The organism is Salmonella sp. 741265116_PST (assembly GCF_046567715.1).
In the GTDB taxonomy this organism is placed as follows: domain Bacteria; phylum Pseudomonadota; class Gammaproteobacteria; order Enterobacterales; family Enterobacteriaceae; genus Salmonella; species Salmonella enterica.
In genome coordinates this window covers 13,021-28,256 of sequence record NZ_JBKFPH010000024.1, presented here as the reverse complement: position 1 = coordinate 28,256, position 15,236 = coordinate 13,021, and the positions used below count along the sequence as shown (strand labels likewise).

The 15,236-nt window shown below is 52.6% G+C and carries 14 protein-coding genes; 9 read left to right on the top strand and 5 right to left on the bottom strand.

The features are described 5' to 3' along the window. Window positions 1–277: 277 nt before the first annotated feature. The gene (locus ACLD11_RS16235; RefSeq protein ID WP_411015112.1) at window positions 278–970 is read left to right on the top strand and encodes a hypothetical protein; all 693 of its coding nucleotides are present in this window, start codon (window positions 278–280) and stop codon (window positions 968–970) included. Between the two features lie 95 nt (window positions 971–1,065). Here ACLD11_RS16235 and ACLD11_RS16230 read toward each other — a convergent pair whose 3' ends face one another. Further along, a complete protein-coding gene (locus ACLD11_RS16230) occupies window positions 1,066–1,197 on the bottom strand; it encodes a hypothetical protein (protein ID WP_411015111.1) in 132 nt (43 codons plus the stop codon). A 287-nt stretch (window positions 1,198–1,484) separates the two neighbouring features. Here ACLD11_RS16230 and ruvA point away from each other — a divergent pair, with 287 nt between their 5' ends. Together ruvA and ruvB are read left to right on the top strand one after the other, a co-directional pair. Next, window positions 1,485–2,096: a Holliday junction branch migration protein RuvA gene (gene ruvA, locus ACLD11_RS16225; RefSeq protein ID WP_000580335.1), complete on the top strand. Its 612-nt coding sequence runs from the start codon at window positions 1,485–1,487 to the stop codon at window positions 2,094–2,096. Window positions 2,097–2,104: 8 nt separating this feature from the next. Then, entirely contained in the window at window positions 2,105–3,115 is a 1,011-nt protein-coding gene (gene ruvB, locus ACLD11_RS16220; RefSeq protein WP_080246103.1) for a Holliday junction branch migration DNA helicase RuvB, read from the top strand. Between the two features lie 78 nt (window positions 3,116–3,193). Here the strand turns inward: ruvB and znuB are convergent, their stop codons facing one another. After that, window positions 3,194–3,979, bottom strand: coding sequence for a zinc ABC transporter permease subunit ZnuB (znuB, locus tag ACLD11_RS16215; protein WP_079793188.1), 786 nt, complete (start codon window positions 3,977–3,979; stop codon window positions 3,194–3,196). Further along, complete coding sequence (gene znuC / locus ACLD11_RS16210) at window positions 3,976–4,731, bottom strand: zinc ABC transporter ATP-binding protein ZnuC (RefSeq protein ID WP_411015110.1); 756 nt, start codon at window positions 4,729–4,731, stop codon at window positions 3,976–3,978. The genes znuB and znuC overlap by 4 nt, the downstream gene beginning before the upstream one ends. A gap of 78 nt (window positions 4,732–4,809) precedes the next feature. On the opposite strand from znuC, the gene znuA reads away from it, so the two are divergent. From znuA to lpxM, 3 genes are all read left to right on the top strand, one after another. Continuing rightward, on the top strand, window positions 4,810–5,754 hold the full coding sequence (gene znuA / locus ACLD11_RS16205; protein ID WP_411015109.1) for a zinc ABC transporter substrate-binding protein ZnuA: 945 nt from the start codon (window positions 4,810–4,812) through the stop codon (window positions 5,752–5,754). A gap of 15 nt (window positions 5,755–5,769) precedes the next feature. Then, the gene (mepM, locus tag ACLD11_RS16200) at window positions 5,770–7,089 is read left to right on the top strand and encodes a murein DD-endopeptidase MepM (protein WP_001184028.1); all 1,320 of its coding nucleotides are present in this window, start codon (window positions 5,770–5,772) and stop codon (window positions 7,087–7,089) included. A 116-nt stretch (window positions 7,090–7,205) separates the two neighbouring features. Next, a complete protein-coding gene (lpxM, locus tag ACLD11_RS16195; protein ID WP_000448401.1) occupies window positions 7,206–8,177 on the top strand; it encodes a lauroyl-Kdo(2)-lipid IV(A) myristoyltransferase in 972 nt (323 codons plus the stop codon). Window positions 8,178–8,249: 72 nt separating this feature from the next. On the opposite strand, the gene pyk is transcribed toward lpxM, so the two are convergent. Both pyk and ACLD11_RS16185 read right to left on the bottom strand, forming a co-directional pair. Next, complete coding sequence (pyk, locus tag ACLD11_RS16190; RefSeq protein ID WP_000091156.1) at window positions 8,250–9,692, bottom strand: pyruvate kinase; 1,443 nt, start codon at window positions 9,690–9,692, stop codon at window positions 8,250–8,252. A 123-nt stretch (window positions 9,693–9,815) separates the two neighbouring features. Beyond that, window positions 9,816–10,685 (bottom strand): MurR/RpiR family transcriptional regulator, encoded by an 870-nt coding sequence (locus tag ACLD11_RS16185; RefSeq protein ID WP_020898861.1) that lies wholly within the window; start codon window positions 10,683–10,685, stop codon window positions 9,816–9,818. A 341-nt stretch (window positions 10,686–11,026) separates the two neighbouring features. On the opposite strand from ACLD11_RS16185, the gene zwf reads away from it, so the two are divergent. The 3 genes from zwf to kdgA all read left to right on the top strand — a co-directional run bounded on the left by zwf (window position 11,027) and on the right by kdgA (window position 15,227). Beyond that, complete coding sequence (gene zwf / locus ACLD11_RS16180) at window positions 11,027–12,502, top strand: glucose-6-phosphate dehydrogenase (RefSeq protein WP_000301711.1); 1,476 nt, start codon at window positions 11,027–11,029, stop codon at window positions 12,500–12,502. 234 nt (window positions 12,503–12,736) lie between these two features. Then, complete coding sequence (gene edd / locus ACLD11_RS16175; protein WP_411015108.1) at window positions 12,737–14,548, top strand: phosphogluconate dehydratase; 1,812 nt, start codon at window positions 12,737–12,739, stop codon at window positions 14,546–14,548. A gap of 37 nt (window positions 14,549–14,585) precedes the next feature. Continuing rightward, on the top strand, window positions 14,586–15,227 hold the full coding sequence (kdgA, locus tag ACLD11_RS16170) for a bifunctional 4-hydroxy-2-oxoglutarate aldolase/2-dehydro-3-deoxy-phosphogluconate aldolase (RefSeq protein ID WP_000800494.1): 642 nt from the start codon (window positions 14,586–14,588) through the stop codon (window positions 15,225–15,227). Window positions 15,228–15,236 lie beyond the last annotated feature (9 nt).

The following is a 15,236-nucleotide window of genomic DNA, read 5'->3' as shown; positions in this document are numbered from 1 at the left end:
CCTTAGAGCCTATCCCATTAGGGCTATTTTACTTGCCATTTTGGACCTGGGCAGTGCTCAAAATCCTCACGTACTACGTGTACGCTCCGGTTTTTGCGCGCTGTCCGTGTCCAAACTGGCTGCGCCAATAACGCTTGGTGGGATAGGCTCTTAGTGTCATCGAAATATGTATGGTGAATATTTCATTTATTGGAATTAATGTCGCAAATATATCTGGGGGGAATTAAGGTGGTAAATTTCTCATCATCTGATCTCTTATATTGACAGGGAGTATGACGTGGTTGATGATAAACCAATGAAAATAGGTTGGGTATTTTATTTTCCTTATATTTTTGTTGCTATTATCTTTCATCTATTTATTAGTTTTTGTTATTGTTTGAGTATTGATATGACAGAGGCTAATACCGTTGTTTTTTTATTAAAGCCAGGGACGATTTCATTATTATTTTTACTTCTCCCTGCCAGGCGGTTCAGAATCAGACTGTTGGCAACATTGAGTTCAGTTTTCATTACCTTAGTATTTAACCAGTGGCATTTGGTTGCCGGGAATAAAGAACTGGTTTTGTGCCTGCAGGCAGCGTGCTTTATGGCTTTCCTGGCTATGACATCGGTAAAAAAATCCGGGTGGATGATTAGCGCATCATTATTTTTGGTTTGTGCGGTCGGAACGATTCGCCAGTGCTGGCTGGAACAGTTGTTTAACGCTGCCGATATATATATTGTTGATGATGGGCGGAGCTGTGGCGCCAGCGGCCACTGCTTCCAGTATATTGCAGCAAAAGGCCGTGGGTTAGCAGCAAAACGACAGACACTTTTTAGTAGCGAAGAGTATGTGAATATTTATTATAGTTATTCAGAAGGGATACCAGCCGTGAATTTCGATGGCATGAAAAATGAGTTTGTACAATATTTATTGTGTCATGGCGAATTAAAATCTGTTGCGCGCGACGATAAAACAACATGCGATTAAATTCAGCGTTGGTGGTTAATGTTATTAAATCTATTCTCGGATCTGTTTTTTGGGGACCCGATGTTCCGCTGTTTGCATTCGTACTGGATACATTATTAGTGGTAACATTTCGTTTGGCTGATATTGATAGTCACGGCGTCCATCGTCTCTTTATCGTAGTCGGCGTTGCGGTAAGCGCTAGCATTGCGGGAGGCTTGCAAGCCCGACTGCGATATTGTATTCGCCATATCGGGTTGCGTCTGGCTCCGGTATTAGTGTTATCAGGATACTCATTATTGAAGACTACCGAACGTGCGCCACGGCATGTTGGCAAAAAGTTATTCGCGTAGGACGCAAAAAGTTGTCAATGAGTGTACGACTTATTTTGTACGCAGCGGGGAGCGTACCCGTCGTTAACCATCGCGGGTTGTCGGAGTAGAGAAATATCGGGATACGTGTTTTTCATCTGGATAAACATCCAGTCTTTTTTTATGATAGTGCATTATCTTTTCAGCCCTTTACGCAGGAGCGTCATGTGATAGGCAGACTCAGAGGCATTATTCTCGAAAAACAACCCCCGATCGTGCTGCTGGAGACAGGGGGCGTAGGCTATGAAGTACATATGCCTATGACCTGCTTTTACGAGCTGCCGGAGGCCGGGCAGGAGGCAATCGTCTTCACCCACTTTGTGGTGCGTGAAGATGCGCAGTTGCTGTACGGATTCAACAATAAGCAAGAGCGCACGCTGTTTAAAGAGCTAATTAAAACGAATGGCGTCGGGCCTAAGCTGGCGCTGGCGATCCTCTCCGGCATGTCGGCGCAGCAGTTTGTGAATGCGGTTGAGCGCGAAGAGCTTGGCGCACTGGTGAAGCTGCCGGGTATCGGCAAGAAAACCGCCGAAAGGCTGATTGTCGAAATGAAAGACCGCTTTAAAGGGCTACATGGCGATCTCTTTACGCCAGCGGTCGATCTGGTATTGACGTCGCCGGCCAGCCCAACCTCGGAAGATGCTGAGCAAGAAGCAGTTGCCGCGCTGGTGGCGCTGGGTTATAAACCGCAAGAAGCCAGTCGGATGGTAAGCAAGATCGCTCGTCCGGACGCAAGCAGTGAAACACTGATTCGCGACGCGTTACGCGCCGCGTTATGAGGTAAAGGATGATAGAAGCAGATCGCCTGATTTCAGCAGGCGCCACGATCGCAGAAGACGTCGCCGATCGCGCCATTCGCCCGAAGTTATTGGCGGAATATGTCGGCCAACCGCAGGTGCGCTCCCAGATGGAGATCTTTATTCAGGCGGCAAAACTGCGTGGCGACGCACTAGATCACTTGCTGATTTTCGGCCCGCCAGGGTTAGGTAAGACGACTCTGGCGAATATCGTTGCCAATGAAATGGGCGTCAATCTCCGAACCACGTCCGGCCCGGTGCTGGAAAAAGCAGGCGATCTGGCGGCTATGCTCACCAATCTTGAACCGCATGATGTGCTGTTTATTGATGAGATTCACCGGCTTTCACCGGTGGTGGAAGAGGTACTCTATCCGGCGATGGAAGATTACCAGCTGGATATTATGATTGGCGAAGGGCCTGCTGCACGTTCAATTAAGATCGATCTGCCGCCGTTTACGCTCATTGGCGCGACGACGCGAGCCGGTTCGCTGACCTCGCCGCTACGCGACCGTTTTGGTATTGTGCAGCGCCTGGAGTTCTACCAGGTGCCCGATCTGCAGTACATCGTCGGGCGTAGCGCAAGGCACATGGGGCTTGAGATGAGCGATGACGGCGCGCTGGAAGTGGCGCGTCGGGCGCGCGGTACGCCGCGTATAGCTAACCGTCTGCTCAGACGTGTGCGTGATTTCGCCGAGGTGAAGCATGACGGGGCTATTTCAGCGGAAATTGCCGCGCAGGCGCTGGATATGCTGAACGTCGATGCGGAAGGGTTTGATTATATGGATCGCAAGCTACTGCTGGCGGTTATTGATAAATTCTTCGGTGGTCCGGTGGGACTGGATAACCTGGCGGCAGCGATTGGCGAAGAGCGTGAAACCATTGAGGATGTGCTGGAGCCGTATCTGATTCAGCAAGGCTTTTTACAGCGTACGCCGCGTGGACGTATGGCAACGGTGCGCGCCTGGAACCATTTCGGGATCACGCCGCCAGAGATGCCTTAGCGCCTGAAGTCGCTGCGCTCATCAGACTTGGGCGATTTTGTAGGCCCGGTAAGCGCAGCGTCACCGGGCAACACACGCTTAGCTTGCCTGCTTTTTCATCATACTGAAGATAAACAGCAGCGCGGCACACAGCACTACGGATGGCCCTGCCGGGGTATCATAAAAGGCTGAGAAGGTCAGTCCGCCCGTTACGGCGAGCATTCCTGCTACCACCGCTACGCCCGCCATCTGCTCCGGCGTACGGGCAAAGCGACGCGCGGTTGCGGCGGGGATAATCAGCAGCGACGTAATGATCAGCGCTCCGACAAACTTCATCGCCACGCCAATAGTTAACGCCGTTACCAGCATCAATAGCAGCTTCACGCGCTGTAACTTCACGCCATCGACAAAGGCAAGATCCGGACTGATAGTCATTGACAGCAAGTTGCGCCACTGCCAGAAGAGAATGGCCAGCACAATAACGACCCCAATAGCGATCGAGATAAGATCTTCCGGCGTGACGGCCAGCAAATCGCCAAACAGATAAGCCATTAAATCAACGCGAACATTGGACATCAGGCTGACCACGACCAGTCCTAAAGACAAGGCGCTGTGCGCCATAATGCCCAGTAAGGTATCAATCGCGAGGTGAGGGCGTTTCTCCAGCCATACCAGACCGGCGGCCAGCAGCAGCGTAACGGCGATTACCGCATAAAAGGGGTTAACGTCCAGCAACAGGCCAAACGCCACGCCCAGAAGCGACGCGTGAGCCAGCGTATCGCCAAAATAGGACATCCGACGCCAGACCACAAATGAGCCCAACGGACCAGCGGCGCAGGCCAGCATCATCCCGGCCAGCCAGCCGGGCAGCAATAATTCAATCATGAGTGACCATTTCCCCGGCGCAGTACAATACGACCCTGTAAATCGTGGCGATGATTATGATGATGGCGATAAATCCCTAATTGCTCCGCGCCACGCGGGCCAAACATAGAGATAAATTCCGGATGCATAGACACCACTTCCGGCGTGCCGGAACAGCAAATATGATGGTTCAGGCATAACACTTCATCTGTCTTTGCCATGACCAGATGTAGATCATGCGACACCATCAGCACGGCGCAATCGAGTTCACGGCGCAGCTGATCGATAAGGTCGTATAACGCGACCTGGCCGTTGACATCCACGCCTTGCGTCGGCTCATCAAGTACCAGCAACTGCGGCCTGTTAAGCAGAGCACGCGCCAGCAGTACGCGCTGTGTCTCACCGCCGGAGAGTTTTTGCATGGGCGCGTCAATCAAATGTCCGGCCTGAACGCGTTTAAGCGCCGGGAGAATATCCGTTTTTTGCGTGCCGGGACGTAAACGTAAAAACCGGTTTACCGTCAGCGGAAGCGTGGTATCGAGATAGAGCTTTTGCGGGACATAGCCGATACGGAGTTGCCCGTTGCGCTTGATCACCCCATCATCAGGGGCTACCAGTCCTAAAACCACGCGTACAAGCGTTGACTTCCCCGCGCCGTTAGGGCCGAGAAGCGTTAAAATTTTTCCGGGGCTCAATTCAAGCGACACGTCAGAGAGGACGCGGCGTTGACCAAATGAGACCGAGACGTTTTCCAGTGAAACTAAACTTGTCATGTTAATTTTAGGCTTGCAGAAGTGATAGAATGTTATAATATCACATTTCACACATTCATTACGATGATTAGTCGCATTATGTTACAGAAAAATACGCTTCTTTTCGCAGCATTATCCGCCGCGCTTTGGGGGAGTGCAACCCAGGCTGCCGACGCCGCCGTTGTCGCTTCGCTTAAACCACTTGGGTTTATCGTTTCCGCCATTGCTGATGGCGTTACGGATACGCAAGTATTACTTCCGGATGGGGCATCCGAGCATGATTATTCATTGCGTCCATCAGACGTAAAACGCTTACAGGGCGCGGACTTAGTCGTCTGGGTTGGCCCGGAAATGGAAGCCTTTATGGAGAAGTCGGTCAGGAATATCCCTGATAATAAGCAGGTTACCATTGCGCAACTTGCCGATGTAAAACCGTTACTCATGAAGGGCGCGGATGATGATGAGGATGAACATGCGCATACGGGCGCCGATGAGGAAAAAGGTGACGTACATCACCATCATGGCGAATATAACATGCATCTTTGGCTCTCCCCAGAGATAGCGCGGGCTACAGCGGTTGCAATCCATGAAAAATTAGTGGAACTTATGCCGCAAAGTCGAGCCAAAATCGACGCCAACCTGAAGGATTTTGAGGCACAATTAGCCGCAACCGATAAACAGGTCGGTAACGAGCTCGCGCCGCTCAAGGGGAAAGGGTATTTCGTTTTTCATGACGCCTACGGTTACTACGAAAAACACTACGGACTCACCCCGCTCGGTCACTTTACCGTGAACCCTGAGATACAACCTGGCGCGCAGCGTTTACATGAAATAAGAACACAGTTGGTTGAGCAAAAAGCAACCTGCGTTTTTGCTGAGCCACAATTCAGGCCAGCGGTCGTGGAAGCCGTGGCGAGAGGGACATCTGTTCGAATGGGAACACTGGACCCCCTCGGGACGAACATTAAACTGGGTAAAACAAGCTATTCAGCGTTTTTAAGCCAATTAGCCAACCAGTATGCGAGCTGCCTGAAAGGAGATTAACGAGGAAGTGAATACGTGCAACAGATAGCCCGCTCTGTCGCCTTGGCATTTAATAATCTGCCCCGACCCCACCGCGTTATGCTGGGGTCACTTACCGTTCTGACACTGGCCGTCGCCGTATGGCGGCCCTATGTTTACCACCCAGAATCCGCACCAATCGTTAAAACTATTGAACTGGAGAAAAGCGAGATTCGTTCCCTCTTACCGGAGGCCAGCGAACCCATTGATCAGGCCGCGCAGGAAGATGAAGCTATTCCTCAGGATGAGCTGGACGATAAAACCGCAGGCGAAGTCGGCGTCCATGAATACGTCGTCTCCACAGGCGATACGTTAAGCAGCATTCTGAATCAGTACGGCATCGATATGAGCGATATTAGCCGACTTGCCGCTTCTGATAAGGAGCTGCGCAATCTGAAAATTGGCCAACAGCTTTCCTGGACACTGACCGCCGATGGCGATTTACAGCGTCTGACATGGGAAGTCTCCCGCCGTGAAACGCGTACCTACGATCGCACTGCCAACGGTTTTAAAATGAGCAGTGAAATGCAGCAGGGGGACTGGGTCAACAGTCTGCTGAAAGGTACGGTAGGGGGTAGCTTTGTCGCCAGCGCGAAAGAGGCCGGTTTAACCAGCAGCGAAATCAGCGCAGTGATAAAAGCCATGCAGTGGCAGATGGATTTTCGCAAGCTGAAAAAGGGCGATGAATTTTCGGTTCTGATGTCGCGCGAGATGCTGGATGGCAAGCGTGAACAGAGTCAGTTGTTGGGCGTGCGGATGCGTTCCGATGGTAAAGATTACTACGCCATTCGCGCCGCTGACGGTAAATTCTATGACCGTAACGGTGTTGGCCTGGCGAAAGGCTTTTTACGCTTCCCGACCGCCAAACAGTTCCGCATCTCCTCCAACTTCAATCCGCGTCGTCTGAACCCGGTTACCGGACGCGTTGCGCCGCATCGTGGCGTTGACTTTGCGATGCCGCAGGGTACGCCGGTGCTGTCGGTGGGGGATGGCGAGGTCGTGGTCGCTAAACGTAGCGGCGCTGCCGGTTACTACATTGCGATTCGTCATGGACGCACCTACACCACACGTTACATGCACTTGCGTAAGCTGCTGGTGAAACCGGGGCAAAAAGTGAAACGTGGCGATCGTATTGCGCTTTCTGGTAACACCGGGCGTTCCACAGGGCCGCATCTGCATTATGAGGTATGGATCAACCAGCAAGCCGTTAACCCTCTAACAGCAAAATTGCCGCGCACGGAAGGTCTGACGGGGTCAGATCGTCGTGAATACCTGGCACAGGTGAAAGAAGTTCTGCCACAACTGCGCTTCGATTAACAAATGCGCTGACAGAGCCGGTACGCGATGTGTGCCGGCTTTTTTGTTTTGTGTGAGACGCAGACGTCGCTACACTATTCACAATTCCTTTTCGCGTCAGCAGACCCTGGAAAAGCATGGAAACCAAAAAAAATAATAGTGAGTATATCCCTGAGTTCGAAAAATCCTTTCGCTATCCGCAGTATTGGGGCGCCTGGTTGGGCGCGGCGGCAATGGCGGGGATCGCATTAACACCGGCATCATTCCGCGACCCTTTGCTGGCGACGCTGGGGCGTTTTGCCGGACGGCTGGGGAAGAGTTCTCGTCGTCGGGCGCTAATTAATCTGTCATTGTGCTTTCCGCAGCGTAGCGAAGCTGAACGCGAAGCGATTGTCGATGAGATGTTCGCCACCGCGCCGCAGGCAATGGCGATGATGGCTGAGTTGGCGATGCGCGGTCCGAAAAAAATTCAACAGCGTGTTGACTGGGAAGGTCTGGAAATCATTGAGGAGATGCGTCGTAACGACGAAAAAGTCATTTTTCTCGTACCGCATGGCTGGGGCGTCGACATTCCAGCCATGCTGATGGCCTCTCAGGGGCAAAAAATGGCGGCGATGTTTCATAATCAGGGTAATCCGGTTTTTGATTATATCTGGAACACAGTGCGTCGGCGTTTCGGCGGACGTTTGCATGCGCGTAATGACGGGATTAAACCCTTTATTCAGTCTGTTCGTCAGGGCTACTGGGGCTACTACCTGCCGGACCAGGATCACGGCCCGGAGCATAGTGAATTCGTTGATTTCTTTGCGACATACAAAGCAACGCTGCCTGCGATTGGTCGGCTGATGAAAGTGTGCCGCGCACGCGTGATACCGCTTTTTCCGGTGTATAATGGTAAAACGCATCGACTGACTATCCAGATTCGCCCGCCAATGGACGATCTGCTCACGGCTGACGACCACACTATCGCCAGACGGATGAACGAAGAGGTCGAAATTTTTGTCGGCCCGCATCCGGAACAGTACACCTGGATCCTGAAGTTGCTCAAAACCCGCAAGCCAGGCGAGATTCAGCCGTATAAGCGTAAAGATCTTTATCCCATCAAATAAATAAAGCCTCTCGTAAGAGAGGCTTTATGCTGACAACCCCTGTACTACCTGATGAACAGGCGTGGGGGAGTTTTACTCCACGGTCAAAATACGCGTGGTATTGGTAGAACCGACGGTGCTCATGACATCGCCCTGGGTCACGATAACCAGGTCACCGGAAACCAGATACCCTTTATCGCGCAGCAGATTAACAGCTTCATGCGCCGCGACAACGCCATCAGCCGCGCTATCAAAATGCACCGGCGTTACTCCGCGGTAGAGCGCGGTCAGGTTCAGCGTGCGTTCATGGCGCGACATGGCGAAAATCGGCAGGCCGGAGCTGATACGGGAAGTCATTAGCGCGGTACGACCGGATTCCGTCATGGTGATGATCGCGGTAACGCCTTTCAGATGGTTTGCCGCATACATCGCAGACATGGCAATGGCTTCTTCAACGTTGTCGAACTGCACGTCGAGACGGTGTTTAGACACATTGATGCTGGGGATTTTTTCTGCGCCCAGGCAGACGCGCGCCATTGCGGCAACGGTTTCAGAAGGATACTGACCGGCTGCGGTTTCGGCAGACAGCATAACCGCATCCGTACCATCCAGGACGGCGTTCGCCACGTCCATCACTTCCGCACGGGTCGGCATCGGGTTGGTGATCATCGACTCCATCATCTGCGTTGCGGTGATGACTGCGCGGTTTAGCTGACGCGCACGGCGAATCAGCGCCTTCTGGATACCAACCAGCTCCGGATCGCCGATTTCAACGCCCAGATCGCCACGTGCGACCATCACAACGTCAGAGGCCAGAATGATATCGTCCATGGCGTTTTGGTCGCATACCGCTTCGGCGCGTTCGACCTTAGCCACAATTTTCGCGTCGCAGCCGGCGTCGCGCGCCAGGCGGCGTGCATAGTTCAGATCTTCGCCGCAGCGCGGGAAGGAGACGGCCAGATAGTCAACGCCTATCAGCGCAGCGGTTTGAATATCGGCTTTATCTTTTTCGGTCAGCGCTTCAGCAGAAAGCCCGCCGCCGAGCTTGTTAATGCCTTTATTGTTAGACAGCGGGCCGCCGACGGTGACCTCGGTAAAGACTTTCATGCCCTGGACTTCAAGCACTTTCAACTGCACTCGACCATCGTCAAGCAGCAGGATATCGCCAGGAACGACGTCTGCCGGCAACCCTTTGTAATCAATGCCGACTTTTTCTTTGTCGCCTTCGCCTTTACCCAGGTTAGCGTCTAACAGAAATTTGTCCCCGATATTGAGGAACACTTTGCCTTCTTTAAAAGTGGAAACGCGAATTTTTGGCCCTTGCAGGTCGCCTAAAATAGCCACATGACGCCCCAGTTTGGCGGCAATCTCACGGACTTTATCAGCACGCATTTTATGATCTTCCGGCGAGCCGTGAGAGAAGTTCATACGTACTACGTTTGCGCCCGCGGCGATAACTTTCTCAAGGTTGTTATCGCGGTCAGTTGCCGGGCCTAACGTGGTAACGATTTTGGTTCTGCGAAGCCTTCTGGACATGTAATACTCCGTTGACTAAAACAACTTGGTGTTGCGTGAACATTGATCCGGTCGTTCTGAAACCTTAACGGTATAAAATGAACGTCCCCGGATGACGAAAAGGGTAGAACATTGTTATTGCTTTTAGCGGTCATCACTCTTGATGAGTAATTCTTTATCAAAACGCGATTCCTTGAGCGCTTCCTTGACACGCTTCAAGTTATCTCTGAATTTTGCCCCGCGACGCAAAGTAAATCCCGTTGCCAGCACATCTATCACGGTCAGTTGAGCAAGTCGAGAGACCATGGGCATATAAATGTCTGTATCTTCCGGTACGTCGAGGGTAATGGCCAGCGTGGCTTCGCGCGCCAGCGGCGTTCCAGCGGAGGTCAGGGCGATCACCATCGCATCGTTTTCCCGCGCCAACTGCGCCAGTTCCACCAGGCTCTTGGTTCTGCCAGTATGCGAAATGAGCACGACGACGTCATCATCGTTACAATTCATACAGCTCATCCGTTGCAGCACGATATCGTCGGAGTAAATCACCGGCACATTGAAGCGAAAAAACTTATTCATGGCGTCATGCGCGACCGCGGCGGAGGAACCAAGACCAAAAAAGGCGATTTTTTTTGCCTGGGTCAGTAAATCGACGGCGCGGTTGACGGCCGATTTATCCAGCGACTGGCGAACATGGTCGAGACTGGCCATGGCGGACTCGAAGATTTTTCCTGTATAGGCCTCAACGCTGTCATCTTCATCCACATTGCGATTAACATAGGGGGTGCCATTTGCCAGACTTTGCGCCAGATGCAGTTTAAAATCAGGAAAGCCGCGGGTATTCATGCTGCGACAGAAACGGTTCACCGTTGGCTCGCTAACGTTAGCTTCCTGGGCCAGCATGGCAATGCTTAAGTGAATCGATCTGCCTGGGGCGGCCAGAATAACATCGGCGACTTTTCGTTCAGATTTGCTTAAATGTTCCAGTTGAGACTGGACTTTTTCCAGCATATTCATGATTAGCAAGGCTCATGGGTATTAGCGATTTCAATGATGCGCGAAACCGAGCGCGTTTTGTTAGATATTACTCCTGGCGGCTGTCAAAGGGGGCAAAATGGCTAAAAAAGGTGTCGTTTTTTTTCATTACATGACCGACGTCGGATTTTAAGTTCCAGCTTGTGTGGAAAAGCGACAATTTTATTAGGCGTTTTGCCGATTATATTGCCAATCAAACGCCGGTTCACCCATGAAAAGGCGTTTACGGTTTCCGTAATCTCGTAAAAGCAGTACAGTGCTGTGTAATAAAATTACAACGATATCCTGGCTAAAGTACCAGGAGATTAACTGAGGAGAATGACATGGCGGTAACGCAAACAGCCCAGGCATGTGACCTGGTCATTTTCGGCGCGAAAGGCGACCTGGCGCGCCGGAAACTGCTGCCTTCCCTGTATCAGCTTGAGAAAGCCGGCCAGATCCATCCGGATACCCGGATCATTGGGGTGGGGCGCGCGGACTGGGATAAAGAAGCTTATACCCACGTCGTGCGTGAGGCGCTGGAAACCTTCATGAAGGAAAAAATTGATGAAGGCTTGTGGGATACGCTGAGCGGCCGTCTGGATTTTTGTAATCTTGACGTTAACGATACGCCTGCGTTTAGTCGCCTGGGCGATATGCTGGATCAAAAAAACCGCACCACCATTAACTATTTTGCGATGCCGCCCAGCACGTTTGGCGCTATTTGCAAAGGGTTAGGGGAGGCTAAACTCAACGCCAAACCGGCGCGCGTCGTGATGGAAAAACCGTTGGGTACTTCGCTGGCGACCTCGCGTGAGATTAACGATCGGGTCGGCGAATACTTTGAAGAGTGCCAGGTGTATCGTATCGACCACTATCTGGGCAAAGAAACGGTTCTCAACCTGCTGGCGCTGCGTTTTGCCAACTCGTTATTCGTTAATAACTGGGATAACCGCACTATCGATCACGTTGAGATTACCGTAGCGGAAGAGGTGGGGATTGAAGGGCGCTGGGGATACTTTGACCAGGCCGGTCAGATGCGCGATATGATCCAGAACCACTTACTGCAAATTCTCTGCATGATTGCCATGTCACCGCCGTCTGACCTGAGCGCCGACAGTATTCGCGATGAAAAAGTCAAAGTGTTGAAATCGCTGCGCCGTATTGATCGCTCCAACGTGCGTGAAAAAACGGTTCGTGGTCAATACACCGCGGGCTTTGCGCAGGGTCAAAAGGTGCCGGGCTATCTGGAAGAAGAGGGCGCGAATAAAAGCAGCAACACCGAAACTTTCGTCGCGATCCGCGTCGACATCGATAACTGGCGTTGGGCGGGCGTGCCATTCTATCTGCGCACCGGCAAGCGTCTGCCAACCAAGTGCTCTGAAGTCGTGGTTTATTTCAAGACGCCTGAACTGAACCTCTTTAAAGAGTCCTGGCAAGACCTGCCGCAGAACAAATTGACGATTCGCCTGCAGCCGGATGAAGGCGTAGATATTCAGGTGCTTAACAAAGTACCGGGGCTGGATCATAAGCATAATCTGCAGATCACGAAGCTTGATCTGAGCTACTCCGAGACCTTTAATCAGACGCACCTGGCGGATGCATATGAGCGCCTGCTGCTGGAAACGATGCGTGGCATTCAGGCGCTGTTTGTCCGCCGTGACGAAGTGGAAGAAGCCTGGAAGTGGGTGGACTCCATTACCGAAGCATGGGCGATGGACAACGACGCGCCGAAGCCGTATCAGGCGGGCACCTGGGGACCGGTAGCGTCCGTGGCGATGATTACCCGTGACGGTCGTTCGTGGAATGAGTTTGAGTAAATTTGCCACTCACTCTTAGGTGGTATTTTACCGGTAACATGATCTAACACAGATTGTAGAATCATTTTTGCACTTTTAAGCCTCGTGTGGATTCACCTGCGAGGCTTTTTTTATTACACTGCCTGAAACGATTTTGCCCCATTATCACCGGACATCATGTATTTCACTGTCTTTCCACATTGATGAAACGCATGGTAAACCCGGTAGCCGGACAGATAAATTTCAGGAGCCTCTATGAATCCTAATTTGTTACGCGTAACACAGCGCATTGTCGAACGCTCGCAGCAGACCCGAAAAGCCTATCTTGCCCGCATTGAGCAGGCGAAAACTACCACGGTCCACCGATCTCAACTGGCCTGCGGCAACCTGGCGCATGGTTTCGCCGCCTGTCAGCCAGAGGACAAAGCCTCGCTGAAAAGTATGTTGCGCAATAATATCGCCATTATTACCTCCTACAATGACATGCTCTCTGCGCATCAACCGTATGAACATTATCCGCAGATTATTCGTCAGGCCCTGCATTCCGTGAATGCGGTAGGTCAGGTCGCAGGCGGCGTACCGGCAATGTGCGATGGCGTTACGCAAGGGCAGGATGGCATGGAGTTGTCATTACTCAGCCGCGAAGTGATAGCGATGTCGGCAGCAGTAGGCCTCTCTCACAATATGTTTGACGGCGCGTTATTCCTCGGCGTATGCGACAAAATCGTTCCGGGGCTGGCGATGGCCGCGCTCTCTTTTGGTCATTTACCCGCGATTTTTGTTCCGTCAGGCCCGATGGCGAGCGGCCTCCCGAATAAAGAAAAAGTCCGTATTCGTCAGCTATATGCGGAAGGAAAAGTGGACAGAATGGCGCTGCTGGAGTCGGAAGCCGCCTCTTACCATGCGCCGGGCACCTGTACATTTTACGGCACCGCCAACACCAACCAGATGGTGGTGGAGTTTATGGGAATGCAGTTGCCGGGTTCTTCGTTTGTGCATCCGGATGCGCCGCTGCGCGAGGCATTGACTGCCGCTGCCGCACGTCAGGTAACCCGTCTTACCGGCAACGGCAATACGTGGATGCCGCTCGGTAAAATGATCGACGAAAAAGTCGTGGTGAACGGCATTGTCGCGCTGCTGGCTACCGGCGGCTCCACCAACCACACCATGCATCTGGTTGCAATGGCGCGCGCGGCGGGCATTCTGATCAACTGGGATGACTTCTCGGATTTGTCGGAAGTGGTTCCGTTGATGGCGCGTCTGTACCCGAACGGTCCGGCGGACATTAACCACTTCCAGGCGGCGGGCGGCGTACCGGTATTGATGCGTGAGCTGCTCAATGCCGGATTGCTGCACGAAGACGTTAATACTGTCGCAGGCTTCGGCCTGAAACGCTATACGCTGGAGCCCTGGCTCAACAACGGCGAGCTGGACTGGCGTGAAGGCGCGGAAAGGTCACTGGATAACGATGTCATTGCCTCTTTTGATAAGCCGTTCTCTCCTCACGGCGGTACTAAGGTGCTAAGCGGTAATCTGGGGCGCGCAGTAATGAAGACGTCTGCGGTACCGGTTGAAAACCAGATCATTGAAGCGCCTGCCATGGTATTTGAAAGTCAGCATGATGTGCTGCCTGCGTTTGACGCGGGCCTGCTTGACCGGGATTGTGTCGTTGTCGTGCGTCATCAGGGACCAAAAGCGAATGGAATGCCAGAATTACATAAACTCATGCCGCCACTTGGTGTATTATTGGACCGCCGTTTCAAAATCGCGTTAGTTACTGATGGACGACTTTCAGGCGCTTCGGGTAAAGTGCCTTCAGCTATCCACGTAACGCCGGAAGCCTACGATGGCGGCTTACTGGCAAAAGTGCGCGATGGCGACATCATTCGCGTGAATGGGCAGACAGGTGAGTTAACTCTGCTGGTCGACGAGGCGGAACTTGCCGCTCGTCAGCCTCATATTCCGGACCTGAGCGCGTCGCGCGTCGGAACGGGGCGTGAGTTGTTTGGCGCGCTGCGCGAAAAGCTGTCGGGTGCGGAGCAGGGCGCAACCTGTATCACTTTTTAAGATGACACACTAGTAATCAGGCGAGAGAAGAATTCCGATGAAAAACTGGAAAACAAGTGCAGAAGCAATCCTGACCACCGGCCCGGTTGTCCCGGTCATTGTAGTCAATAAACTGGAGCACGCGGTGCCGATGGCTAAAGCGCTGGTGGCCGGGGGCGTTCGCGTTCTGGAAGTGACTTTACGTACGGCCTGCGCGATGGATGCTATTCGCGCTATCGCTAAAGACGTGCCGGAAGCGATTGTCGGCGCCGGAACCGTTCTCAATCCGCAGCAGTTGGCGGAGGTGACGGAAGCGGGCGCGCAGTTTGCGATTAGCCCGGGACTGACTGAGCCACTGCTGAAAGCCGCGACGGCAGGCACTATCCCATTGATTCCCGGTATTAGCACCGTTTCTGAACTGATGTTGGGCATGGACTATGGTCTGAAAGAGTTCAAATTCTTCCCGGCGGAAGCGAATGGCGGCACTAAAGCGTTGCAGGCGATTGCCGGTCCGTTCTCTCAGGTACGTTTCTGCCCAACCGGCGGCATCTCTCCGGCAAACTATCGTGACTATCTGGCGCTGAAAAGCGTGTTGTGCATCGGCGGTTCCTGGCTGGTGCCGGCCGACGCACTGGAAGCGGGTGATTACGATCGCATCACTAAACTGGCGCGCGAAGCGGTAGAAGGCGCGAAGCAGTAAGCCGTTAAA